The 26774-nt window shown below is 50.5% G+C and carries 19 protein-coding genes; 18 read left to right on the top strand and 1 reads right to left on the bottom strand.

Going from position 1 to position 26774, the window contains the following annotated elements:
* The first annotated feature begins 504 nt into the window (after positions 1–504).
* The 18 genes from JOD20_RS25315 to JOD20_RS25230 all read left to right on the top strand — a co-directional run bounded on the left by JOD20_RS25315 (position 505) and on the right by JOD20_RS25230 (position 25432).
* Entirely contained in the window at positions 505–2541 is a 2037-nt protein-coding gene (locus tag JOD20_RS25315; RefSeq protein WP_204757957.1) for a hypothetical protein, read from the top strand.
* Positions 2535–3374 carry a class I SAM-dependent methyltransferase gene (locus JOD20_RS25310; protein WP_204757956.1) on the top strand — a complete coding sequence of 280 codons (840 nt, stop codon included), beginning with the start codon at positions 2535–2537 and terminating at the stop codon, positions 3372–3374. The genes JOD20_RS25315 and JOD20_RS25310 overlap by 7 nt, the downstream gene beginning before the upstream one ends.
* Positions 3374–4477 carry a glycosyltransferase family 4 protein gene (locus JOD20_RS25305; protein WP_204757955.1) on the top strand — a complete coding sequence of 368 codons (1104 nt, stop codon included), beginning with the start codon at positions 3374–3376 and terminating at the stop codon, positions 4475–4477. The genes JOD20_RS25310 and JOD20_RS25305 overlap by 1 nt, the downstream gene beginning before the upstream one ends.
* Positions 4478–4849: 372 nt before the next feature.
* The gene (locus JOD20_RS25300) at positions 4850–6286 is read left to right on the top strand and encodes a DUF2079 domain-containing protein (protein ID WP_204757954.1); all 1437 of its coding nucleotides are present in this window, start codon (positions 4850–4852) and stop codon (positions 6284–6286) included.
* Positions 6287–6870: 584 nt separating this feature from the next.
* Positions 6871–8094: a glycosyltransferase family 4 protein gene (locus tag JOD20_RS25295; RefSeq protein WP_204757953.1), complete on the top strand. Its 1224-nt coding sequence runs from the start codon at positions 6871–6873 to the stop codon at positions 8092–8094.
* A complete protein-coding gene (locus tag JOD20_RS25290) occupies positions 8084–8752 on the top strand; it encodes a class I SAM-dependent methyltransferase (RefSeq protein WP_204757952.1) in 669 nt (222 codons plus the stop codon). Before JOD20_RS25295 ends, JOD20_RS25290 begins: the two co-directional genes overlap by 11 nt.
* A complete protein-coding gene (locus JOD20_RS25285; RefSeq protein WP_204757951.1) occupies positions 8753–10462 on the top strand; it encodes an oligosaccharide flippase family protein in 1710 nt (569 codons plus the stop codon). It abuts the gene before it with no gap.
* Between the two features lie 2 nt (positions 10463–10464).
* Positions 10465–12666 carry a hypothetical protein gene (locus tag JOD20_RS25280; RefSeq protein WP_204757950.1) on the top strand — a complete coding sequence of 734 codons (2202 nt, stop codon included), beginning with the start codon at positions 10465–10467 and terminating at the stop codon, positions 12664–12666.
* 2 nt (positions 12667–12668) lie between these two features.
* Positions 12669–14330, top strand: coding sequence for a glycosyltransferase family protein (locus tag JOD20_RS25275; RefSeq protein ID WP_204757949.1), 1662 nt, complete (start codon positions 12669–12671; stop codon positions 14328–14330).
* A gap of 15 nt (positions 14331–14345) precedes the next feature.
* A complete protein-coding gene (locus JOD20_RS25270; RefSeq protein WP_204757948.1) occupies positions 14346–15284 on the top strand; it encodes an SDR family oxidoreductase in 939 nt (312 codons plus the stop codon).
* Positions 15285–15289: 5 nt separating this feature from the next.
* The gene (locus JOD20_RS25265; RefSeq protein WP_204757947.1) at positions 15290–16531 is read left to right on the top strand and encodes a glycosyltransferase; all 1242 of its coding nucleotides are present in this window, start codon (positions 15290–15292) and stop codon (positions 16529–16531) included.
* A gap of 141 nt (positions 16532–16672) precedes the next feature.
* Positions 16673–17428, top strand: coding sequence for a 3-keto-alpha-glucoside-1,2-lyase-like domain-containing protein (locus tag JOD20_RS25260; RefSeq protein ID WP_204757946.1), 756 nt, complete (start codon positions 16673–16675; stop codon positions 17426–17428).
* Between the two features lie 9 nt (positions 17429–17437).
* Positions 17438–19753, top strand: coding sequence for a hypothetical protein (locus JOD20_RS25255; RefSeq protein ID WP_204757945.1), 2316 nt, complete (start codon positions 17438–17440; stop codon positions 19751–19753).
* Positions 19754–19993: 240 nt separating this feature from the next.
* Positions 19994–21196, top strand: a complete 1203-nt coding sequence (locus tag JOD20_RS25250; protein WP_204757944.1) for a glycosyltransferase family 4 protein — start codon at positions 19994–19996, stop codon at positions 21194–21196.
* 32 nt (positions 21197–21228) lie between these two features.
* A complete protein-coding gene (locus JOD20_RS25245) occupies positions 21229–22008 on the top strand; it encodes a class I SAM-dependent methyltransferase (protein WP_204757943.1) in 780 nt (259 codons plus the stop codon).
* Positions 22009–22024: 16 nt separating this feature from the next.
* On the top strand, positions 22025–23440 hold the full coding sequence (locus JOD20_RS25240; protein WP_204757942.1) for a hypothetical protein: 1416 nt from the start codon (positions 22025–22027) through the stop codon (positions 23438–23440).
* Between the two features lie 91 nt (positions 23441–23531).
* Entirely contained in the window at positions 23532–24557 is a 1026-nt protein-coding gene (locus tag JOD20_RS25235) for a COX15/CtaA family protein (protein WP_204757941.1), read from the top strand.
* 200 nt (positions 24558–24757) lie between these two features.
* Positions 24758–25432 (top strand): endonuclease III domain-containing protein, encoded by a 675-nt coding sequence (locus tag JOD20_RS25230; protein WP_204757940.1) that lies wholly within the window; start codon positions 24758–24760, stop codon positions 25430–25432.
* On the opposite strand, the gene JOD20_RS25225 is transcribed toward JOD20_RS25230, so the two are convergent.
* Entirely contained in the window at positions 25389–26471 is a 1083-nt protein-coding gene (locus JOD20_RS25225) for a Fic family protein (RefSeq protein WP_204757939.1), read from the bottom strand. The two genes, JOD20_RS25230 and JOD20_RS25225, sit on opposite strands and share 44 nt — an antisense overlap.
* Between the last annotated feature and the right edge of the window lie 303 nt (positions 26472–26774).

The raw sequence follows: 26774 nt of genomic DNA, 5'->3' as shown, positions 1-26774 counted from the left end.
GACGGTGACAAAAAAGAAAATATTGATGCATGGAATGTGCTGCGGACGCAGCACCCATCAGTTGGAAAGGTGCAGTTTGGCGATAAAAAATCCGCAGGTTTATTTTACGAACCAAACGGAAGTTTGTTGCCAGTTGTTTGATGTTTATCTCACATCGTTGCTATCAGTTGATAGCCCGTGAAGTCTACCACACTCAATCGTTCTTGTCAAACCCTTGTTTGTGGTTGATTCCATTCGGTTTATCGTGTCGTGACTCGTTTTAAGTCATTCGTTGACAGCCCGTGAAGTCTACCACACTCAATCGTTCTTGTCAAACCCTTGTTTATGGTTGATTTCGTTCGGTTTATCGCGTCGTAACTCGTTTCAAGTCATTCGTTGACAGCTCGCGAAGTCTACCGCAAAGTGGCTTGCTTGTCAAATTGGTTGCAAAGGTAGGGTGATCGCCTATAATTGCTCAGGCAAAATCTGACATTACGTATCTTTTTAGCAATAGAGTAACGATATATGCAATTGGCTGGTTCAAGGTTTTTTCAAAATCGCTCATCACTATTTGATTATCCATGGCGCACTTGGCTGACTGCTATCGGCGGGCTGGTGCTTTGGGCTTTATTGATATTAACAATTAGCTATCAGTGGCAGGCGCGCACCACAATTACGCTTGGCGATTATTATGATCCGCCGTTTCTCCAAGGCAATTTCTCGCCAGGCGAAGTTAGTCAAGGCAATAATCGCTCGTTTCGCTGGACAACCGGCGAGGCAACAATTGGCGTGCCATTAGCTGGCCGAGGCAGTTGGACAACCAAAATCGATGTGTTAACTCAACATCCTGATGCAAGCCCAGTTAATGCAGTGCTTGATTTTGGCTCAAATGCTGCCATCACCTTACCAGATGCTAATGAGACGCGAATTATTCATGCCTTGATTCCAGCAAGCGCAACGAGCAGCGGGAATGTGGCGCTTGGCTTGCGCTCAAATTTATATCAGGAACAAACTGCAAGCGCTCGTACACTCGGGATTGCAGTATTTAATGTTGAGCTTGCTTCAACGCAAAGTCGACCATTCTTGCCACCATTGGTAGCAGTGGTTTTGCTGAGCTTTATTTTGCTTGGCATCGCCGCGAGCATTCTGCTTACAGGTATCAATTGGCCTTGGGCGGTTGGCCTAAGTGCAGCAATTGGGGTTGGCTTGGCCCTGCCAGTAATGCTAGCGCGTGTGCCACATACCTTTTGGCTACCAAATTTGGCAGTTTTGGCTGGTTTGAGCGTTGGCTTAATTGCAATTCTCCACAAAATTGTGCCTTGGCTTATGCGCAAAGGTGGCATCGAATTAGAGCCACACACATTAACGATCTTGCTTGGCTTATTTTTATTTGGCTTTTGGATCAAGGCAGCTGGCCAAGTGTATCCTTATATGATCGCCATCGATATTCACTGGCATATGGAGCGGGTACGCTGGATTTTGGATGGACGCTTGGCCGAAATGTACAAGCCTGGTGCATTCAATGAGTCGGTAATGCCTGAAAAGGAATTTGGCAAAGAGCGGCCAATTATTCCTTATTCGCCGTTTTTCCATATTTTTGCTACCTCGTTTGCCTTGCTGCCCTTCCAGATGGAAACAACCGCCAAGATATTTAGCTCAATTATCGATTCGAGCTATATCTTTTTGATCTATTTCTTTGCGCGTTCGTTTGATTTTCCACGGCGAGTCGGGTTGTTGGCAGCGGCATTCTATAATGTTGTGCCATTAACTTATTTGCTGCACTCGTGGGGCAATGTGCCAACCACCTTTGGCATGTGGTGGACATTTATGAGCATTGCCTTTGTGATTGGCGCTTGGGGCAAGCTTGATCAGCGCAAGGTTTGGTGGAGTTTCGCCGCACTCTTGACCGTCGCATTTTTGATGTACACGGTCATGGCGGTATTCTTGGGCTTGTTGCTCTGTATTTGGATGAGCTACATCGCCATCACCAAACGCAGCGAACGTCGCCAAGCGCGCTCGGTTATTACGGCCATGCTGGTCGGGGTGCTTGGCTCAACGATCGTTTATTATGGCTTGTATATTCCAGGTATCATCGAAAAGACGATTCCCTATTTCACCACAACCTTTACTGAAGGCCAAGAGGCGGTCGGCGCGATTCAATATCAGCCAACTGCCTACGATAACTTCCTCGCCTATCGCACCCGTTTATGGAATCATGGCTTGATGATTCCATTCTTGTTGCTGCCATTTGCCTTGTGGGTCATTGCCCGCTTGCGCACGCGTCAGCCAGAAACGCGCTTGTGGATGGGTTCGATTTGGATGTGCGCGATGGTCACGGTTTCATTGCTATTTACGGTGATCGACCGCAACGTGCCGATGGTTGATAAACACATTATTTTCTTGATTCCTGTTTGGGCGATTTTGATGGCAATGTTGATGGATTTGGCGCTCAAACGTTGGCGTTGGAGCAGCATTATCTTTGGCTTAGCCTATCTTGGTTTGTTTGCTATGTCGATTGAATTATGGACACGGCGGATTGCATCGGTGAAACAAATATGGTAGTCGATACGAATGAAGCTCGTTTGATCGAGCAAATTGATCATTGGGTCGAGCCAATGAACTGGCGGCCAGATTATGCCTCGTGGCGCGAAAAGCGCATCTGGCAGGAGCACTATCAAGCTGAACGCTTGGCATTGATCGAGCGTTTTGGTGGAGAGCTGGCCAACACCCGTATTTTGGAAATTAGCTGTGGCATGGGCGGCACGTTGGTGGCGTTGGCCCAAGCTGGTGCGCACCCCGTCGCAACTGAATTCAATCGTGATTATTGCCAGATTAGCAAACTCCGTGCTGCGCGTTACGATCTCAATTTGCCAATTTTGAATGCGGTTGGCGAGGCTGTGCCGTTTGCCGACAATAGCTTTGATTTGGCGATTTGCTGGGATATTGTTGAGCATGTGCAAGATCCAGCAGCCATGTTGGCTGAGTTGCGGCGGGTGATTCGGCCTGGTGGTCGGGTTCTGCTCACCATCATCAATCGCTGGGCATGGCGCGATCCCCACTATCATATTCGTGGGATCAATTGGCTACCACGAACCTTGGCCGATCGTTTGGTAGCAAATCGACTCAAAACCAAACAAGCGATGGGCTTGCAAGATCGCCAACGCCTAAGCGAAATGCACTACTACACGATGAACCAATTTCGCGATTTGGCTCAACAACACGGCTTCAAGGTAGCCGATATGGAAGCGCTGGATATTCAGCATGGCAGCAAACGCCGCGCCAAAGGGTTCAAAGGCAAGCTGCGCGATCTGGCCTATCGGCTTAAATTAGGCCTACCTGCCTATTATCTGTATCGTGATTGGGTCAAGGGAACCTACGAATTGGTGCTGTGGTAATGCATATTATTCACTACAATCTGACCACGACCAGCAAAGTTGGCGGGGTTGAAAGCTTTGTCTGGGAATTGGCGCAGCAGCAAATTCGGCTTGGCCATCGGGTGACGATTGTTGGTGGCAATGGCTCAATTCAACGCCCAACCGCTGGTTTGCGGGTGCTAAAATTTCCGTTTATTGCCCGCGAACGCTTGGCGTGGGGGCCGTTACGGCGGGCCTATGCGTGGCGCAAATTGGCCGAACGCTTGTCGCTGTTGCCACGGGCTTGGCCAATTTTAAAAACCGCCAATTTGGTGCATATTCACAAGCCCTATGATTTGGTCGTTGCGCCGTTGCTCAAGCGTCATGGCATTCCAACCGTTTATCATGGTCACGGCGAAGATTTTTTTCGCGGCGATGTGCAGCTGATGAATTCAGCCGCCGCGTTGCTTTCGTGCTCAAGCTACAATGCAGAAACCTTGCAGCAACATTATGGCCGCGCAGCAACAGTGGTTTACAATGGGGTCGATCTCGAGCATTTTCGGCCATTAGCACCAGATCCAAACTTACGCCACACAATTGCTGGCGCTGCCAAATGGTTGCTAGTCCACCCTGGGCGCATGATGCCGTGGAAGGGCCAGCGCGCTGCAATTACAGCCTTGAGTTTGCTCGACGAAAACTATCATTTGGCGTTTTTGGGCGATGGCGAAACCCGCCAAGCACTAGCTGCTTATGCCCAAGAATTAGGTCTTGCTGAGCGCGTCCATTTGCTTGGCACAATTGCCCACAGCGAATTGCCACGCTACTTGGCTTGCGCCGATCTGGTGCTTGGCACAAGCTACACCTCGGAGACATTTGGCATGGCCTTGGCCGAAGCCCAAGCCTGTGGTAAGGCGGTGGTGGCTTCGTCGTGGCGTGGCTATGATGATGTGGTGCAAGCTGGCAACACCGGCGAGCGGTTTAAGGCCCAAGATCCTGCTGATTTGGCGCGGGTCATTGCCCAACTTTGTGCCGATGCTGGTTATCGCGAGCAACTAGCGCAGGCTGGTCGCCAACGAGTGCAGCAGTTGTTTCCGTGGTCGGCAGTGGCCGAGCGGGTTGAAGCGGTGTATCAGAGCATTATATAGGATGAATTATGAGGGATGAGGGATGAAGAACATATGGCTACAGGCTTTTGGCTATCGGAATGTTTTGTGGTAGGTGAAAAAGATTCTCGCTAGCCCAAAGCCTAGAGCTAATTTCCCTTCGCGCTCTTCGCGGTTTCAATCCTTCGTAACGCAGAGGCGCAGAGAACAAAAATATGAAGGATGAGGGAAGAAGGATGAAGCTTAATCCTTTGGGCAATTCGTGGCGACAAAAGTCAAACGCCAAAAGCCCATCGCCAAAAGCCTATACCTTATTCCCCTTCGTGGATCAAAAACTTAACCTTGATTGATGGATCAAACTTGGTACGACTGTAGCCAATAGCCATCAGCCTATAGCCTCACCATGGAATAACAATGCAACGATTTTTTGCAACGATTGATAAATATGCCAAAGCGCTGCTCGCGACAATGATTGTGGGCTATGTAGCGGTTTTCGCGACCTTATCGTGCCTAAAACTGGCATGGTTTCGCCAAGGCTTCGATATGGCTGGCAACGAGCAAACGATTTGGAATACCTTGCATGGCCGACCATTCCAAATCTCAGTATTTGCCATGATGCGCTACGATTTTGATGATGGCCCAGTGTTATTGCAATTGCCTTTAGCATTATTGTATGGCATTTATCAATCGCCATATACTTTATTGGTTTTACAATCGATTGCTTTGGGCATTGCTGCTTGGCCATTGTATTTAATTATTCGTGATCTATTACCTAAACCATGGCATGCTTTAGTAGTTGCAGCGATCTATTTATTGCACCCAACCACGCAGCATATCAATATGTATGAGTTTCAATTGCGCTCATTCATGATTCCGTTTGCGCTGGCAGCATTGCTCTATTTGCGCCGCGAACGTTTAGGTTTATATTGTTTATTTCTCTTTTTGATGATGTGTACTAAAACTGAGGCTGGTTTTACATTAATCGCCTTTGGCTTATATGCAGCATGGCAGCGCAAGCCTTGGAAATTTATTGCTTTTCCGTTGGTGCTTGGGCCAGCCTGGGTTGCGGTTGCCTTGGGCGTGATCGTGCCAGCCTTCAGCGAGGGCGATTTTATTGCTGATATTTATAGTTATGGCAGGCTTGGCAAAACTGTTGGCGATGTGATCACGACGATGCTAACCAACCCAGCCCTTGCTTTCAGCGTCATGACCGAGCCGCCAAAGCTCAAATATTTGTGGCAATTGTTTGGGCTTGGTGGATTTTTGGCCTTGCTTAGCCCTACGTTGCTCTTAGCCTTGCCAGTCTTGGCGCTCAACTTAATCTCGCCAAATGCTGTGCAATTTAGCCTCAATTATCAATATGGCTCGCTGGTGTATCCATTTTTGATTGTCGCTTCAGTTGAGGGCTTGCTCAATCTCACGCGCTGGACGATTCGCAACCAACAATGGCGCGAGCGAGCAATCCATGGCGCGGTGCTGGGATTGTTATTGATTGGGCTTATTGGCAATTTGACGCTTAACAATGTGGTAAAAACAGCTTTTGGCAATCGCGAGAATCCTACTCGGGTTGCTGATGCGCGGGCAATTTTGGCCCAAGTGCCTGATGATGCTGCCGTAGCTGCCAGCACATTCCTGGCACCACACCTTGCCCAACGCCAAGAAATCTACTTCTTCCCAGGCAATAAATCGTATCCCGCTGAATATATCGAGCGCGCTGAGTATTTGGTATTTGATCGGCGGCCACCAGGGAATAGCGCCGAAACTCGTGCGGCAATCGAACGCTATTTGAATGATCCTGCGTGGGTCATTGTGGCCGAGGCTGGCGATTTTGCGCTATTGCGGCAGCAATAAGAACATAGAGCATAGAGCATAGAACATATGGCTATGGGCTATAGGTTTTGGCTATCGGAATTGGGTCATTATGGCCGAGGCTGGCGATTTTGCGCTCCTGAAACAGCAGTAACCGAAACCACGAAGAACACGAAGGGCACGAAGAGGGAAAGGTTTTTAACGCAGAGGCGCAGAGAACGAGGGCTTCTAGTGGCTAGTGGCTTTTGGCTATCGGAACAATTGTGGGTATTTCGACGATCTGCCAATCCAATAGCCAATAGCCTATAGCCATATATCCTCTGGGCCTCTGCGTTAAAAATTAAGGATTAGAATGTCCCAATAGCCTATAATTGTACTGGTTCATTGGATTGGCAACCATGTGCATGCCCTCACCCCCAGCCCCTCTCCCACTGAACGCGGGCGAGGGGAGCGCTGGTTTTACCGACGTATTGCGCAAGAACCACGGGATGAAAGCCCCTCGCCCGCCACGTGGGAGAGGGGTTGGGGGTGAGGGGATCAGGCAGTGGTTAACCTGATAAACCACTACATATAGCCATTAGCCATATATCCTCTGCGCCTCTGCGTTAAAAATTAAGGATAGATAGATGAACATTTTGATTGTTGGCTTGGGTGGAGTAACCGCAACCTTTCGCAACTGGCCAGAGCGAATTGTGGCCTTGGGTTTGGCCCAACGTGGACATAATGTCCGCGCAATTGGCACCCATGATCCCAAACGGCCTGCTTTGGCTGCGCGCCACGAAATTATTGAAGGCGTGACCGTTCAGAGGGTGCGTTCGGGCTATGCACCAAACCGCGAGTTGCAACAGGCCTTGGAGCAAGGCCCCAAGCCAGATCTGATTCATTTTATGCATCCGCGCAATGTGCTAGCCGCCCAAACCAGTGCTTGGGCCAAACGCCACAAGATTCCAACAGTCTATACATGGCTCGGGCCGTATCACGATGCCTATTTGGTCGATAATCGGGAGCGGCCATTTGAAACGACGATCCACTATCAACGGCCAATTTGGACGAAGCAGCAATTTTGGCAACGCATCAAAGCAGCCCGCTCGTGGCGAACCATGCGCGATCATCTGCGCAATTGGCGGTTGCACCGCCCATTGTGGGAAGCCGATCACCTGATTCCTTGCTCGCAATTTGAGGCCGATGAGCTGAAACGCATGGGCTTACAGCAAGATTCAAGCGTTATTCCGCTTTGGATTGATGATTCGGCAATTCAGACAACGCCCGATAGCATGCCCGATTTGCGTGCAAGCCGGCCTTGGATTTTATTTGTTGGCCAATTGACTCCGCGCAAAGGCTACGATTTGGCGCTGCGGGCAATGCCTGCAATTTTGCAGCAATATCCAAATGCCAATTTGCTGATGGTTTCGGGCATTAACCATGCTGAGCGGGCAGAAGTTGAGCGCATCGGTCAAGAACTAAATATTGAGCAACAGATTCACTTTTTGGGCAGGGTTGATGATACAACCTTGGTCAATCTATTTCGCCATTGCGATGTCTATCTCACGCCGACGCGCTACGAAGGCTTTGGTTTGACCTTGCTCGAAGCCATGGCGGCGGGCGCGCCCTTGGTTGCTAGCGATATTCCGGTGGTTAATGAGATTGTTCGCCATGGCCAAAACGGCTTATTGGCGGGCTACAACAACCCTGAAGCCTTAGCAGCAGCAGCAAATTTGATTCTTGGTCAGCCGCGTTTGGCCGCCGCGCTACGCCAAAATGGCCAGCAAACATGCGAGGTATGGTATAATCCGGCCCGATGGACGACCGCTTTAGAGCAGGTCTATACGCGAGTAATCAATGAGCACTAAGATCGACGAAACTAGCTATTTTGCGCCGCAGGTCAGCAAATCCGACCGCAAAATTGCCGTGCAATATCGCCGCATGTTTGCCTTTGGCGGCTTGGCCAAGCGTTTACCAGCTGGGCCAGTGCTTGATGTTGGCTGTGGCGCTGGCCCAGGTTTGCGCTATATTCGCAGCCGTGGGGCAACCGCAATTGGAGCCGACCCCAGCATTTATGCCTTGCGCGAAGCAGCAAAACTGATTCAAGTCGATCTGGTGCAGATGGATGCTGCGCCGCGATTTCCGTTCGCCGACCAAACCTTTGGCATGGTGCTCGCCAACGAAGTGATTGAGCATGTGCCCGATGGAGTCGAATTTCTGATCGAATGCGCGCGAGTGCTCAAACCTGGCGGCATGGTCTTTTTGACTACGCCCAATCTTTGGGACATTCGGCGGGTTTTAGCACCCTTGGTGGGCAAAGTGTGGTCGGGCGATACCGACCCAACCCATATTAATTTGTATACCCCTTGGCGCTTGCGGCAAGATCTCAAAACCGCAGGCTTCCACCAACCACGGATCAAAACTGGCTTTAAACCAATTCGCTGGTTGCCACCACATCGCAACCCGCTTGCTATTCCCTACCCGCCATTGATCGGAAATGGGATGGTAGCCACTGGAGTACGTTAAGTGCAATCGAACAAACCGCAGCGGAGCCTCACCAGTGAGGTTTGGAGCGCAACGCTTTGGAATACGCTGCTGTTTCCAGCCCGCTTTTTAGTTGGCATCATCACGAGCGTCATTTACTACGGGCGGCTTGCACCTGAGCAGGTCGCTTTGATTTTTCTCTTGACAAGTTTGGCTGCCTCAATTGGCACATACGCCGACCTTGGCATCGAACGCAGTTTGCCACGCTTCATCCCCGAAGTGGAAAAACGCCAAGGTCGTCAAGGCGTTTTGCGCTTTCTGTGGCGCATGATTGGGCTTAAGCTGGCAATTATGGCGGTGCTGGTGCTCGGGCTGAATCTGCTGGCCCAACCCATGGGCAATTATCTCATCGAGCAGCAACGGCAAGAGATTGTTGAAATTGAAACCCAAATTAGCACGCTGCAACAGCAACCAGCCACGCCCGACCAAACCAGCAAACTCAGCAAACTGCAACATCAACGCACTGGCACGCTTAGCGTAATCGATCAAATTGAGAGCCAGAGCCACTGGTATATGCTGGTGGTCAGCGCCTTGTTGATTTTGGGCGCACTGTTTGATGTCTTTATGCAGTTTTTGACTGCCTACTTCAAACAACGGGCTTGGAATCTCATTACCCTCGTAACAACCTTGCTCCAGCCAATTTTGGTAACAATCTTCATTTTGCTGGGTTGGGGCATTACTGGGGTGTTGATTGGCTTAGTGCTTACGCCCTTAGTGAGCGTGTTGATGGCAGCGTGGCAAGCAATCCGTGCCAGCCGCGAGCTTTCGAATACTGGCGATGGCGAGGCTCCTGATCTAGCTTTGCCTAAGCGTTTTGCTAAATTTGCTGCCGTCTCCTATTTAATGCAAATCACCACGTGGGTTTATGATATTCAGTTTGTAACCTTGTTTACGGTGACGCAGCTTAGCCCGCGCGATGTGGCAATTTTGGCGTTTGCCTACAAATTTGCCAAAGATTACCTTGGCTATATTTGGATGCCGCTCAACGGCGTGATGACTCCGCTGCTGTCGCGGATCAAATTGCGCCGCGATCCGCAATCGTTGCAAGATGCGCATGGTGGCTTAGCCCGCATGATTTGGCTATTGATTGTGCCAGCAGGCGTGGGCTTAGCGCTCTTAACACCGCGCATGGTGGCGGTACTGTATCCGCTCTATACCGATGCTAGCAGCCTGATTATTGTGTTTATTGCCTTTACGTTTGGCGAATCGTTGCTAAGCGTGCCGCACAATGTGCTGATGGTGTATGAACAATATCGGGCGGTGATTATTTCGCGCCTATTTGCCTTTATCAGCGTGCCGTTGGTATTTTTGCTCTTGCCGCGCTATGGCATGTTGGGCGTGGCGATTGCGGTGGGGGCGGTGCGAGTTGCCACCCGCGTGATCACGCTCTATTATGGGTGGCGCAATTTGGGGCTGCAATTGCCATGGCGTTTTTGGCTGCGGGTTTGTGCTGCCAGCGCTAGTTTTGCAGTCGCATTGTTTGGCTTGATGCAACTTTGGCCTATGCCCGCAGCAGCTGCTGGTTGGCAAGCCAAAATCACCAATCTCTTGCCGCTCATGCTGTTTGCAGTGTTTGGCGCAGGCTTATATTTGCTAACCTTGCGGCTGCTTGGCGGGCTTGATCCAGCTGAGCGCGAGCGGTTATTGGCCATGAAACTTCCATTCAAGGGCGTGCTTCGGCGCGTATTATAGCTATGCAGCGATTTAAACGATATTTACCACTGGTGCTGATCGCCGTTAGCGCCATTATTTTTTTGCTTCCAGCAGCGCGGCCAAGCATCAATGTGGCGATGGGCAGCGAAGGCGAGTTTTTGGTTGAAGGCCAAACCCAAAGCTTTCGCAATTTCTATGGCTTCAAAGAAGTTGAGCGCACCGAGCAAGGCACCTTTCGCTGGACAGGTGGCCGCGGCAGCATTGCCTTTCCATATTGGGAAAACGTCGCGGCTCCGCTGCAAATTCGCATGTTAATTTGTGGCTGCCGCACCGATGGCCAAACCATGCCCTTGACCGTGACGGTCAATCAGCAACGGTTGCTTAACCTTACGCTGAGCAATCAATGGCAATGGTATCAGGTGCAATTACCCGCCAACCTAACCCACCCCGACCACGATATTCTGCTGGATTTGACTTCGGAAGAATGGCAAAGCCCTGATCAACGCACATTGGGTATCGTCGTGCAAAGCCTGCAAATCGAGGCCTTGGCGGCAAAACCAACCCAATCGTTGTGGGCATGGCTTGGCTTGGCGCTTGGGCTAGGGCTGATGGTGCTGTGGGAAATTCCCTTTGGCTTTGCCTGTGTGGTGTTTGGCCAATGGCTGCTGGGCTTTTATGGCTATCAGCCGCAATTCTTGCCCAAGGGCTTTTTATTGACGAGCTTGGTTTTTGCCAATGTGCTTGGTTGGCAGAGCTTGCGCAAGTTGCCTCAGCTGTGGCGATGGGTGGCCTTGCCAATCAGCAGCTTTTGGCTGATTAGCAGCCCGCAAATCCTTGGCTCGTGGATTTTGGACGATGCGTTTATTTCATTTCGGTATGCAGCCAATTTGGCCAATGGCCATGGCTTGGTCTTTAATTTTGATGAGCGGGTCGAGGGCTTTACCAACTTTCTCTGGACCTTGCTCAGTAGCCTAACGATTAAACTTGGAGCCGACCCAATTTTGGTGACTCATGCAACCAATTTGCTTTTGGGTATGGTCATTGTATTGTTGAGCCTACACCTAGCGCATCGCTTGCATCAAAGTGCTTGGATGGCCTTGGCTGCGCCCTTGATGTTGCTGAATTTGCCCTTGCTCTTGTATACCAGCTTGGGCAGTGGCATGGAAACCGCGCTGTTTTGCGCTGGCATTCTGGCTACGGTTTTGTTGGCGATCAATCAGGCTTGGGTGTATGCAGCAATCACCACGACATTGACGATTATGACCCGCCCTGATGGAATTCTTTTGGCGGGCATTATTGGCTTACTGGCAATTTGGCAAAGCTGGCGGGCAAAGCAATGGCAGCCGTTATTGCGCTATGCTGGCATGTTGAGCCTCACCTTTATTCCCTATTGGCTGGCGCGCTGGTGGTATTATGGCTATCCATTGCCCAATACCTTTTATGCCAAAGTTGGCGGCACAGCCAAACAAGCAGAACGCGGGATCAACTATTTTATCGATTTCAATAGCAGCTACTACTTGGGCTGGCTTGGTTTAGGGCTTGGCTTGGTGGCAAGTGGGCTGCGTTGGTATCGAACCAAACAATTGCCGCTTTTGGCCATTCTGACTTGGGCGCTGGTTGGGTTGTATACCAGCTATACCATTAGCGTTGGCGGCGATTGGATGCCTGGCTATCGTTTTATGGTTGCAACTGTGCCGTGGTTTGCGCTGTTGGCGAGTTGGGGCATCAGCGAACTTTGGCAGTATCGGCGCTGGCTTGGGGCTGGGGCAATTGTGGCAACCACTGGCTTGCTGCTGTTGTTGCTGCAACCGTTGCGCCAAGATCGCCCCTTGACGATTGGTTCGGCGGCATGGTACGAAACCGATGTGGTCAATCGCTATCGTGAAGTAGGCTTGTGGATTAAAGATAGTACGCCAGCAGACACAACGCTGACCGTCACCGCAGCTGGCGCAATTCCCTATTATGCAGAGCGCACAACGATCGATGCCCATGGCTTGACCGACCTGCATATTGCGCATATTCCGATTGATCCGAGTAAGGCTGGCAAGCCCGGTCACGAAAAGCAAGACCCCGAGTATGTGCTGCGTGAGCGCAAGCCAAGCCTGATTCCATGGGTTGCCGCGCCGATGTTCACCAGCCATCCATTGTTTGAGCCAAACTATCGGCTGATCGAAGCAAGTGGCTCCGAAGGTCGGGGCATTCGTATGTTTGTTCGCCGCGATAGTGGCCTATTTGAGCAATAACTATGAATATTTCTGTTAAAGCAATCCGTGGTTTGATCATTACAGTTAGCGTTTTTGGCCTGCTCTTGCGGCTCATTTTCGCCTTGTTGCCCTTGCAAACCCATTTGCTGGTGCTCGAAGATGATGCGTGGATGGTCACGGCCATTGCCCGCAACTGGGCTATGGGCCAAGGTATTACCGCCGATGGCATCACCCCAACCAATGGCTTTCATCCGCTCTATCCCTTGACCTTGGGCGCGCTCCCGTATGTCGTAGCACCAAATAATTTGGCCTTTGGCTTTACGGCCAATTTGGTGATTTGCGCCTTGCTGGCAAGCGCCGTGATGTGGCCATTGTGGCATTTGCTCAAACACTGGATGAACTGGCAAGCTGGGTTGTTTGGCTTGGTGTTGTATGCCTTGAACCCAACCCTCGTGCGACTTACCGTCAACGGCATGGAAACCTCAATGGCCTTGTTGATGTGGGTCACGACCTTGTTGGTTGCAGTTAAAATCAAGCCCGAGAAACTGAGCCATAATTTAGGCTTGGCTGCATTGACCGCCGCCATGATTCTGACTCGCTTGGATGGGGCGTTGTTGTTTGCTTCGATTGCCGCAGCTCGCCTGATTTGGGCTTTGCGCGCCAAGCGTTTACGCAGCGAATTGCCAATGCTCACCACCTATGTTGCGGTGACATTCGGCTTGCTCGTGCCCTATTTTTGGCGCAATTTGACGGTCTTTGGCTCGTTTTCGCCAAGCAGCGGCAAAGCCTTGACCTACTTGCACAGCTACGTCAACTCCTATGCGATCTCAAATGGCATCGATGGCTGGTATGTGAATAGCGCTATTTCGATGGAAATTTTGGGGCGTTCGGTTGTGGGCGCAGCAATGTGGCTGGCGATTTTTGGCATTTTTGTGGGCTTGTGGGTTGGCCGCCAGCTTTGGCTTGGCCTGCCACTCTTGCTCTACCTGCCAATTCCCTTGGTGTACTATGGCTATATGATGCAGCAAGACAATCCGCGCCACTTTGTGCCTTGGTCGCTGGCGGTGATTATTTTGCTGGCCTGGGCCTTGGCGGCGATGCTGCAACGCCTGCCATCAATTAGCTATTTGGCGGTGCCAGCAATTATCGCTGGAGTGCTAATTGTTCAAACACTGGATAGCTCGCAGTTTTGGCGTGAGAAAGAAACTGCGCCCAGCCAATCGCAGCCAACCATGTATCAAGCAGCCTTGTGGATGCGCGACAATTTGCCCAGCGATGCCTTGATTGGAGCCAAAAACTCGGGCATTTATCAATATTATTCTGGCCATCATGTGCTCAATATCGATGGCAAGTTGAATAATGATATTCTCGCAGTCTACGATCAACGGCGCATGCTCGATTATTTGCGCGAAAAAGGCGTGACCCACTTGATCGATCAAGAATCGACAATGGCTGACCATATTCAGTTTTATAGTTATCAATTTGGCGAACGGCCTGAGCACCGCGTGCCAACAACCCTGACCCAATTTAAAATTTATGGACAATTGCTGCTCAGCAGTTTGGGCGTGGCCGATAAACCAGTGCTCGATCGGCGCGATGGCTTTGTGCCAAATCAGCCATTTAGCAGCATTACGACCGTGATTCAGCGCTTCCAACGCCCAAACGATAGCAATAATCCAATTGCCATCTTTGAACTTAATTAAAAAGGATTTGCACGTATGGCACGTTATTTGGTAACTGGTGGAGCAGGCTTTATTGGCTCGCATTTGGTCGATGCCCTGTTGCAACGCGGCGATAGCGTGCGGGTTTTCGATAATTTTTCAACTGGCTACGAGCATAATCTAGCTCATTGCATCAACGAAATTGAGTTGGTGCGGGGCGATTTGCGCGATGCAGCGGCAGTTAGTCAAGCGGTGGCTGGCTGCGACGTAATTTTTCATGAAGGCGCGTTGCCCTCAGTGCCACGTTCGGTCAGCGACCCGCTCACGACCGATGCGGTGAATACTGGCGGCTCGTTGCATATTTTGCAGGCAGCACGCGAGCATGGGGCGCGACGTGTCGTTTTTGCAGCTTCATCATCGGTCTATGGCGATACGCCAACTCTGCCCAAAGTCGAAAGCATGACCATGAGTCCCAAATCGCCCTATGCAGTGAGCAAAATGGCCGCCGAAAGCTATTTGAAAGTCTTTCATCATGTCTATGGCTTAGAAACGGTTGGTTTGCGCTATTTCAATGTGTTTGGGCCGCGCCAAGACCCAACGTCGCAATATTCGGGCGTGCTTGCCCGCTTTATGACGCTGGCCTTGCAAGGCGAACCCTACACGATGAACGGCACGGGCAACCAATCGCGCGACTTTACCTATGTTGACAATGTGGTGCAGGCCAATTTGCTTGCAGCGAGCGTGCCTGCTGCTGCTGGCAACGTGTTTAACATTGCCTGTGGCGTGCGCGTCAGCCTCAACGAGATTGTGGCGCTGCTCAATAAATTGGTTGGCAAAGACTTGCCAGTCATCTATGGCCCAGCCCGCACTGGCGATGTTGAGCATTCGTTGGCCGATATTAGCGCTGCCCGTGAAGTATTAGGCTTTGAGCCAAGCATCGATATTGAAACCGGTATTGCGCGCACGCTTGATTGGTATCGCACTCAGGGAGCCTAAATTCAATGCGCATGCTCTACTTCACCACTGCCTACAACGCAGCCTTGCTCGATCGGGTGCATGAAGAATTTTTGTTACGCTGGCAAGAACTTGGGCACGAAGCCTGTATTTTGGTGCCCGACCCCAACCGCGAGCGCCAAAGCCGTTGGTTGGTTGAAGAAGGGGCGATTAAGGTCTATCGACCAGCGGTGAGCATGCTGCGCAGCGATCGGGTGCTGAATAATCTTGGGCGGCGCTTAACTGAATATAGCTACTTTTTCAGCTTGCTGCGCGATTATCTGCATTTTTTGCGTCAACACCCAGAAATCGAACTGATCCACGTTGAATCGGTCTATCCATTGGGAGCGATTGCGGCAATAGCTTCATTCGTTGATCAGCGGCCATTTGTGCCAACAATTCGTGGTGGCGACTTAATTGCTGATGATTCGATTAGCTATGGCTTTGCGCGCTACAGACGAGTGCAAGCCTTGTTGAAATTGACCTTTGCGCGCGCGGCAGCAATTCGTTCAGTTTCGCCGAGCGCCAGCGCCATGGCCAAACAATTTGGCTGCCCTGAGCAAAAAATTATCACGATTGGGCGCAACATTCGTGACGAATATTTCGAGCGCGATCAAGCAGCGTTTCGGGCAGAAAGCCGAGCGTGGTTACGCCAAACCTACCCAGCGATCGCAGGCCGCAAAGTGGTTGTGGCAGCAGGCCGCTTGTTGCCAGTCAAAGGCTTTGACGATTTGATTCGGGCTATGGTTGGCCTACCACAGGCTGTAGCATTGATTTGCGGGCCAAATCGGGTTGATGAAAAACTTGGCGATTATGGCGAATATTTAACGCAATTGGCCCAAGATTATGGCGTTGCTGATCGTATAATTTTAACTGGTGGCATTCCGCGTGAGCAAATGCCCCAGTATTTTGCTGGAGCCGATGTGCTGGCCGTGCCATCAATTATTGAGGGTGGCAACCGCACAGTTTTAGAGGCCGCCACACTGGGAGTGCCATTTGTGGCAACGCGCAGTGCTGGCACCCCAGAGTTTTTTAGTGCCGCAGCGGGGATAAATATTGATCCGCATCGGCCCGACCAACTTTGGGCTGGCTTAACGACAATTTTAGCTGAACGCAGCGAACAAGCTCAAGCACGGAGCCAACGCTGTCAACAAGAGGCCCAACAATTCTATTCGCCCCACGTAGCCCAACGTTTAGCAACCTTGTATGCAGCAATTTTAGCGAAATTGCCAATATCAGGGAACTTTTAGCTAATCTTCATCTTTTAACCTACTAAGAGCGTTGAATCTACGTTGACAGAATCAACAGCATCGTGCTACGCTCATGAACTGCAATACACCAATCAATGTTGTATTCATTCCAAACTCTCACCAGAACTTAGGAGGAGTTCAATGCGACGAAATATTATGGGTTCCTTGTGTGGGCTAGTGTTGCTCACAACCACGTTGAGTGCTTGTGGCGCATATACCAGTGCTCAACAAGGGTCATTAGGCGAGCTACCAACCGCTCCGCCAGCGCCAACCTATGCGCCATTGCCAGCAGAGGTCGTTCCAGCAGCGCCCGCCATTGAAAATCCAAATAAGGCTCCTGAACTGTTTAGCAGCAGCTTTGACACTGATCTCAGCCAGTGGCAAGTGGTCGACGTTTGGATGAACGCAAGCGAAAAATCCAAATGGGAAGTTAAAGAAGGCCGCGTTGAGCAAGTAACCGGGCCAGAAGGCTGGCCAGCAGTTGCGCCAACCGCCTTGGTTACTGGCGATAAAACTTGGAGCGACTATAGCATTACCGCCCAAGGCTACTCATGGGGCAACAGCGTCATGGGCTTGGTTGGTCGGGTGAATGAAAATGGCTTTTATGTTGTTGCAGTGCGCCCAGTTGGGGCCGAAGGTGGCAAAACCATCACCTTGCAGCGCTACGACAGCAAAACCGAAATCTTTACCCAACTTGCGGAAACCAATGACAAAGGTTGGAACTTGAAGCAATGGACAACCCTTGGATTGAGCTTTAAGGGCAACACCATTACAGCTACCCTTGACGGAGTTCCTGTACTCGAAGCCCAAGATGATCAGTTCAGCAGTGGGCAAACCGGGGTTTATGGTTTTGCCGAAGGAATGCTTACGTTTGATAATGTCATTGTTCAACAATAAGGATTCACAATGAAACCAATGACCTCGAAAAAATCCATAGGGTTACTCGGCATCTTAGTCGTAAGCCTCTTTGCTTCGATGTTAACTGCCAAAACCCCGCCAGTTCAGGCTGCGCCAAACGCAGTTGGTTGGGGCACGGCCCAAGTTGTCGCCGCAGGTGCGCTCAAAAACTTGCACAGCGATGTTGTGATCGATAGCAATGGCAAAACCCACATTACTTGGATTCGGCTGGCAGCGAGCACCTCTGATGCTTCGGAAGTGATGTATACCAATAATGTGAATGGCACTTGGCTAACGCCCTATGTTGTAAGCAACAGTGCTGGCCACGGCGCTGATCCCTTTGTCTCAATGGCAGTTGAAGGCAATCGCGCGCACATCATCTTTATTTCATTTAGTGGGATTGCGGTTCACCGCTATCTCACTTTCTCAGGCAGCAGTGTTGTGCCAAGCGTGGCAACCAACTTAAGCTCAACCAAAAGCTCAACGCCTGAGATTATTTCCGACAAAACTGGTCGGATTCACGCCTTCTGGGGCGACCGCCGCGCAGGTGCCACGGCGCAAATTGTGCACCGTATTTGGGCCAATGGCTCATGGGAATCGAACACCGGTCGGGTTGTGCGCAACGATGGTTCAAACCAAAAGTATCCTCGCGCCACCGCAACTGCCGATGGTCAGATTCACATGACCTTCCTTGGCGAAAACAAGTTCCCATACCAAATTTTCAACGGTACAACTTGGATTTCGGCAGGCAACCTTGATACTGGCAAAACCAAAATTGCAGCCTTAACTTCAAAAGGCAATACGGTTATTGCAGTCTATACCTTGGCTCCATCAACCCACATTGTGTACTACAAACAAGGGAATAATGGCAACTGGAGCAATCGGGTGCAATTAAGTAGTGGCGCAAGCTACGATGAATTCCCAGCGGTTACCTACAACGAGCAAACTGACCGCGTGTATACAACGTGGTTAAGCGGGCCTGGCGACACCGCCCAAGCCTTGGTTGCCCAAGAAATCAACCCAGGTATTAGCTTTGCGCCAGTGCAAAAAATTGATTCAGCGCTGGTTGGTCGGGCATGGCCCCAAATTGAAACTCGTGGCTCACGAGTTACCATTGTTTGGCACCATCGCACTGTCTCAAGCCAACCATTCAATGTCTATCGTATCGACGGCAACACTGGTGGGTCAGATTTAGAGACTCCAACCCCAACAATTACACCAACGCCAACGCAGCCACCAGTTGGCTTTACTTTGGCGCGCAGCAGTGCTAGCCCAAGCACCAATCCGAACGTCACTTTGGCAATTTCAAACATGATTGGCAACCCCGACCAAATGCGGGTCAGCACCGCGGCCTTTACTGCTCAATCGGCAGGCCCAAATTGGGAAGGGCTTAATACCAGCAAAGTTGTCAACACTGGCGCTGGAGTCAATTCTTGTTTGACCGCTGTTTATGTGCAGTTGCGCAATAGCAGCAATGGCCAAGTTTCGAATGTTCAATCGGTCAGCGCGGTAATCGACACTGGGATTCAAAGCATTCCGCAAATCTACACCATGGAAACGGCCCCCAGTGCCCGCCCAGCCAATTTGACTGAAGCCCAAGTGCAACCCTTTGCGCCTGATCGGGTTTCGGAAAAATATACCCGCAATATGACCTTTGCCTATACAATTGCCCAAGAAACAGGCGGTTGTTCAGGTATTGCGCGGCATAAAGCAGGCCCATACGCAGTCAACAATTCAAGCTATCCATATAGCGGCTTCTCGGCCTTCGATAGCTTTGTGACTGGCAATGATAGCAATGGCACTGGCTTCGAAGAACAAACGGTTAATGCAACTGTAATTCTGACCGATACGCTTGGCATTCAAAGTGTCGTCAGCAAGCAATTTACCTATGATGATGATGCTCCAGTCTTGAGTGCTGGCGGTAGCATCAGCTTGCCAAACGGCGCAACTACCAACGTCTCAGTTATTCCGTTGAATTTCACTGCATCAGTAACCGACGATGGCTACATGAATAGCGCGCCAGCAGATAAGCGCTATTGGGGCGTATGGGCCGTCGCAACCACCAGCACCACCTTGCCAAGCCCGCAAGACTTCTTGCAATATGGCGATGTGATTGGGTTGGAAGATGGCGCAACCAGCGTCGACTATGTGCGCTTGGTCAATGCCTTAACTGGCACGCAAGCAGGCACGCGCTATGTTCACCTCCGCTTCCTCGATGGAGCAGGCAACTACACCAGCAGCGGTTTGACTTCTGAGGCAATTACCTTGCAAGCAAACTACACTGGCTTGCCAAACTATCTCCCATGGGTTACCAAAACCCAGTAAATCACACAAACAGGGACAGCCAATGGCTGTCCCTGTTCGTTTAACCCAAAATCACCACCCAACCACCTCAGGGCTTATCCAGATCGCCAAACCTCAACTTGCTTGTGCAAAGTGCGCCACATTTGATCAATAGTGGTACTATTAGCCTGCTTAACGCAAGCTTGATTGCTGGTGGAGCACGTTGATCATGACATTTTTTTGCTATTGAGCTATCACATGCATAGCTGTGTAAATTAACATATGCGAATTGCTTATATTGCTTATCCAACCAGTTTGATGCTGGCCTCAGCCAATGCGATTCAAACCTGGACAACCTTACGCGAATTGCGCCGCCAAGCGCCTAACACGTTGATTATTATCCCGCGCTGGTTGCGTGAGCCAAGCCGCTTCAAAGAGGTCGGGGCAACCCACTTGCAACGCCCAGCAATCGGCAAGCTTTCACGCTTTAAAAAATCGACCTTGTGGTATTACGCTGAGCGCAGTGTGTTTGCCGCCATGACTGCCGCCGTGGTTGCAGCCCAACGCTGGCGCGGCGAGCCAATCGATGTGGTCTATGTGCGCGAGGTGATTGCCGCTGGCTGGTGGGCCACAATCTGGGGGCCGTTGCTCAAGATTCCAGTCATCTACGAGGCCCATGATCTCGAAAGCTGGAATCCTTCGCGCGCCAAAGAAACTTGGGTTCAGCCGGTGCTCAATTTGCTCGATCGCTTGACGCTTGGGCGCAGCGCCGCTGTGGCTTCATTAACCGATGATTTTCGCCAATTGTTGGCGCGTTTGGACTGGCGCAAACCAAGCGATGTGGCCGTCATTCCCGATGCCTTCGACGATTCGCTGTATCAGCCAGAAAATCGCCAACAAGCTCGGGCGCAACTTGGCCTAGATGCAACAGCACCATTAATTGTCTATGCAGGCATGACCTTCTCCTACCGTGGGCTTGATCGTTTGATTACAGCTTTTGCGCAGGTGCAGCAGACCATGCCAGATGCTCAATTGTTGTTCATTGGTGGGCGGCCAGCAGAAATTGCCCAGTTCAGTCAGCAGGCTAACGAATTGGGGCTTGGCTCAAGCGTGCGTTTCCTTGGCGCGCTGCCGCAAAATGCAACGCCAGCCTATTTACACGCCGCCGATGTCTTGGTTATTCCCGATACGGTGACTGATGTAACGGCCTCGCCGCTTAAATTATTTGAATATTTGGCGGTCGAGCGGGCGGTCGTGCTGCCCAACATCCCAGCGTTGCGCGAAATTTTGCCTGAAGATATCGGGTATTATTTTGAGCGCGGCAATACCCAAGCCCTAGAGCAAGCCTTGACCGCCGCCTTGACCGACGAGCAGCGCCCCGAGCGTGAGCAAGCAGGCCGCCAATGTGTGCAAGACCATACCTACACGGCACGGGCTGGCCGAATCAAAGCGTTATGTCAGCAGATTAGCCAAACTATTAACTAGCATTATTGCTACTCACGAATGATAAGGATTGTATGCATCCCTTAGATCAACTTGTTGAAGAGTATGGGCAGACGATGCCCGCCGAAGCCAAGCCAGCCTATTTTCGCTTGCATCGCTATCGTTTTCGGGCCTTGCTGCGCGCCTTGCCAGCTGCCCCAGCCCGCATCCTCGAAATTGGCACAACACCTGGTACATTTACCGGAATTTTGCGTCAAGCAGGCTACCACGTTGCAGGCATCGATCTTTTTCCCCAAGATCGGGCGGAGCTTTGGCAAAAACTGAATGTTGAAGTCAAATTTTGCAACCTCGACGAGCAGCCAATTCCCTATGCCGATGGCGAATTCGATGCGGTTGTGTTTTCCGAGGTGATCGAGCACTTGGCTGGCTCGCCGCTCAAGCCATTGGCCGAAATGCTGCGGGTGCTCAAGCCTGGTGGCCGCGTCATCATCTCTACGCCGAATCAGTTTTATTTCAAAAGCCGCATGAAAACCGTTGGCGATGTGGTTTTGGCCCGTCCATTTGAATCGTTCAAAGAATTTACGCGCTCGATGCAACTCGACGGGCCGCAACGCTACTACAATCATAGCCGCCTCTACACCATGGCCGAATTGCGTTGGATGCTTGAAAAGGCTGGTTTCAACGTGCTCAAGGAATTTTTTGGCGATGCATGGGAACGGGTCGGCATCGAAAAAGGCCGAATCTTGCGTCACCCATTGCGGGTTGCGACCAAAGCTGGTTTGTGGCTGCTAACAAGCCTGCGGCCCGAATGGCGTTCGATGCTGCTGATCGTTGGCACAAAGCCCACCAATTGAGGACCAAGGCCCACCTATGAAGCGTCTTTTATCCCAAGCTGGGCCAGTGGTGATTGTGGCACTCTGGCTGGCCTTGCTGCCAATTAGTTTATTTCGGCTGTATGCCACCGACGAAGTGCAATACTTTGCCTATTTGCGCTCGGTCTATTTCGATGGCGATTTGGATTTTGCCAACGAATACGGCTATTTTGCCGAGCTGGGCATGCAAAAAGGCGATCCTGCGGTCTATAACGCGCTGCTCAAAGATCGCTCAAGCGATCCGCCGCTCAACCCCAAAACTGGCTTATATCGCAATGTTGCGCCTGTTGGCTCGGCCATATTGTGGTCGCCGTGGTATGTTGTAAGCGATGGATTGGTTGGCCTCGGCGTATTCGGCGATGTGCCGCGCGATGGTTTTAGCCAGCCCTATATTATTGCGGTCTGTTTGGCCTCTGCCTGCTATACGCTCTTTGGCTTATTGCTTTCCTATCGTTTGGCGCGGCGCTGGGTTGGCATGTGGTCGGCCACAATTGCCACATTGAGCATGTGGCTGGCCTCACCGCTGATCTGGTATACCTATATTCAGGTGCCGTGGTCGCATGGCGCTGGCTTTGCGATGGTGGCCTTGTTTATCAGCATCTGGCTCGGCCCCGCCGATCAGCCCTTGCACAGCCAACAATCGCAGCGTTCATGGCTACGCTGGCTGAGTTTGGCGATTGTTGGTGGCTTGATGACGCTCACTCGCGAGCAGCTTGGCTTATTTTTGCTCTTGCCTGCGGTCGAGGGTCTGATTGCCTATGCCAGCCTGATTCGCCAAGGCCAATGGCCACAAGTACGCCAACTGTTGGCCAAGCACGTCTTTTTTGTGGTGATATTTGCCCTGACATTAATGCCACAGTTGATCAGCTACAACATTTTGTATGGCCAGCCCAAGCCATCGGGCACGGTTTCAGGCAAATTAAACATCATCAGCTATAAATTTTTCCATACCTTATTCGACCCACGACGCGGGGCGTTTATCTGGCATCCGCTGTTGCTGGTCGGCTTAGCGGGCTTGATTTGGCTTTGGCGCAAGGATCGGCTGCTCGCTGGCTTGCTTGGGTTAGGTTTGTTTGCCCAAATCTATTTAAATGGTGCGTTTGGCTCGACCTGGCACTTGCAAGGCTCATTTGGCTTTCGCCGCTTGATCGAATGCACGCCAATCTTCATTCTTGGCTTGGCCTTGTTGATTGAACGCATTCGCTGGCCCAAAGCTGCAATCGCCACGCTCGCGCTGATATTTATTGTTTGGAATGGTGGCTTAATCTTCCAAGCAGCAACCGATCGCGAGATTCGCGGGCCGGGCTTGCGGTGGAGCACAATGCTGGCCGATCAGCTCAAAGTGCCGCAATTGGTTTGGCAAAAAGCCGATCAACTGCTGTTCAATCGCTGCGAAGTCGTTAAAAACTGCTAACATCAGGTCGTGATGGGATGCAGTCACGCCACACTTGGCATATGATACTATCCCAATACCAGATATTTATTCGCAAGTGGGAGCCATACCGATGGAACAATATCGTGTTCCGACCGACCAAGTGCAATTTTCTTGGCGGCGTTTAGATCGCTTTCAAAAATGGGCGATGATTACAACCATTGCTACCTATTTCTTGATCTTTGTGGGTGGGATTGTGCGGGCCTCAGGTGCAGGCTTGGGCTGCCCCGATTGGCCAAAATGCTTTGGCTATTGGATTCCGCCAGCCAGTGCCGACATGATTGCCCAGCATGGCTTCGATGCGAGCCAATTCAACCCAACCTTGATGTGGATTGAGTATGTCAACCGTTTGATTGGGATGTTGATTGGCTTCTTCTTGTTGATCACAACCTACCTGATGTTGCGCCACTACCGCAAATCCAAGCGGGTATTTTGGTCGATTCTTGGCGCATTGGCTTTGACCTTGTTCCAAGGCTGGCTTGGCGGCAAAGTCGTGCACCTCGAACTCGAAGGCTGGATCGTGACTTTGCACATGGTTTTGGCATTGGTGATTGTCGGTTTGTTGCTGTATGCAACAGTTTGTGCCTTCTTCCCCAATGGGCGGCCAATCGCCAATGTTCCCGCCGATCGACGTACCGTCGCACGCTGGGGCCAAGTCTTGGTTGGCTTTGGCTTGGTGCAATTGACCTTGGGCGCATTGGTACGCGGCCACATCGACGATGTTAGCTCAAAAATGAACATTCCGCGCAGTGATTGGGTTTCGCAGGTTGGCATCACCGACCCATTGCATCGCACTGGAGCACTGATTTTTACCATTGCAATTTTGGCGGCCACCTATGCAATTGTGCATAATCGCAACTTGCACCCGTGGATTCACCGCACCGCGTGGATTGCCAGCGGTTTGGTGTTGACCCAAGTTGCAGCGGGCATCGGCTTGGCTTATGGGGCTTTGCCACCACCGTTGCAAGCAATTCACCTGATTGTTGGCTCGCTGCTGATTGGCTGTTTGATGACCTTGGTCTTGCTGGCCTATCGCTTGCCCGTAAACGCAAAAACAAGCAACGAAGCCTTTGTGCAAGTGGCCGAAGCCAGCCATTAAACTAAAATATCGCTGATTCAAAGGCACGCTTCGGCGTGTCTTTTTTTGAATCCCGCTTTATCATCAGAACCACATAATGGACTATTGAGCCTGCTGGCATATCGCTTGCCTGTAAGCTCACATATAATTAAGCATTTGCCCACGTTAATTACAGCACTAGGACGCTTCGGCGGGTTTATTGGGCATGATGGAGGATGTTTATGCAGGATTTACGCGCCAAAGCCGAGCTGGTCTATCGCGAGTTAGTGGCGTTACATGGCTTTCAGCAACTTGTGCCGCGCCGCGAACCAATGCATGAACTGATTTCGACCATGCTTTCGCACCAAACCACCGAGGCCAACGAAGAGCGCGGCTACCAAAATCTGCGCGCAACCTTTCCAACGTGGGAAGCAGTGATTGCAGCACCGGTTGAAGCAGTAGCCGAAGCGATTAAGCCCGCTAATTATGCTCCCGCCAAAGCCAAAAATATCCAAGCAGCCTTGGCCACAATTCTGGCCGAGCGCGGCGAAATTTCCATCGATTTTCTGGCTGAGCTTTCGACCGAGGAAGCCATGGCTTGGCTCACCTCGTTGCGTGGCGTTGGCCCCAAAACCGCCTCATTGGTCTTATTATTTTGTTTCAGCAAGCCGATTTTACCAGTCGATACCCATGTGCATCGGGTGAGCCAGCGTCTAGGCTTGGTCAATGCCAAAACGCCAACCGAAGCTCACGAAATTCTCTGGGAAATGCTGCCCCACGATGCAGAATGGCTGTTCAATTATCACGTGGCCTTGCTGCGCCATGGTCAACGCATCTGTTTATTCAAAAACCCGCGTTGCAACCAATGCCCGCTCACCGAGCAGTGTTTGTGGTATCAAGCTCATCGGGCCGAGTGACGTTGCGCCAACGGGCACTTGGCCCACGCCCAAGCGGCTCGACGCGCCCAGCTGCTTTTTCTTCTTGCAAAACTTTACGAATCAAATCGCGGCTAACATGAGGACAAGCATCCTTAATATCTTTTATCGCAAAATCACCATGAAATGCAGCAATTGTTTGTAATACTAAACTAGTTTTAGCGCCATGGGCATTTAACTGATTATCTGTACGATGTTCAAACTCATGGTAGGCAGCGGTTAAAATCCCTAGAAAATATTCAGTCCATGGCAAGAGATCATGCTGAGCCTCGTGCCAACCCTGTGAAGAACGATATAACGTATCATAATATGATTCTTTGGTATCTTCGATGAGCTTTTCGAGACTGATATAGCGGCCAACTTCATAGCCAGCCTGATACAAGAGCAATAATGTTAGCAAGCGAGCCATGCGTCCATTGCCATCTTGAAATGGATGGATACAGAGGAAATCTAAAATAAATGCTGGAATTAATAGCAATGGCTCAATTTCTTCACGCTGGCATTCTTGATTGAATAAACTAACTAACCGCTGCATTGCATGGTCGGTCGCATAGGCAGCTACAGGCTGAAAGCGTGTAAATTGCTCACCATTAGGGAGTGTTCCAGAAATTGTATTATTAACGCGCTTCCAAGAACCACCACCACTGGGTAGATAACGAAACATGTCACGGTGTAGTTGCAGAATAACATTAGCCGTTAAATATATTCCTGCATGATTAAGATGGATTATACTTAACACTTTGCTATAGCCCATTATCTCATCTTCAGAACGATTATTAGGCAATACTTTTTCTTCAATTAGTGCATTTATTCTTTCCAAAGGAGCTATAATACCCTCAATACGGTTTGAAGATTCGGTGCTTTGAATCAGGGCATTCTGTTTCAAGGTTTGGAGTATCTGAGGCTGTTGTTGACGATATAACTCTTCCATCCCCTTAAATTCACGAATACGGCCAATGCTACGAAGCAATGAATGTGGAATATTTAAACCATCCAGAAATTGATCCTCAAACGATTTCATCATTACTCCAAATTATTGTACAACTCATTCTAGATCAATTATATACGAAAACTCTAATCTATATAGGTAAAAGTAGCAATCTATTACCTATATATAAGCTACTTTACCTATATAGTTCCTGCTTTTTTGGATATTTTTGGCATAATTATCGAATCTATATAGGTAAAAGTAACAATCTATTACCTATATATAAGCTACTTTACCTATATAACCACTGTTGCTAGTTCAAATCACGAAATCGAGGAACGATAGTGTTCCATTTGTTATCTGTAACAAACAATTAAAACATGCGGCGACAAAGCC

It is taken from the genome of Herpetosiphon giganteus (assembly GCF_016907925.1).
GTDB classification, from domain to species: Bacteria; Chloroflexota; Chloroflexia; order Chloroflexales; family Herpetosiphonaceae; genus Herpetosiphon; species Herpetosiphon giganteus.
Note: the sequence above shows the minus strand (reverse complement) of the source record. Positions and strands in the feature narration are given on the sequence as shown.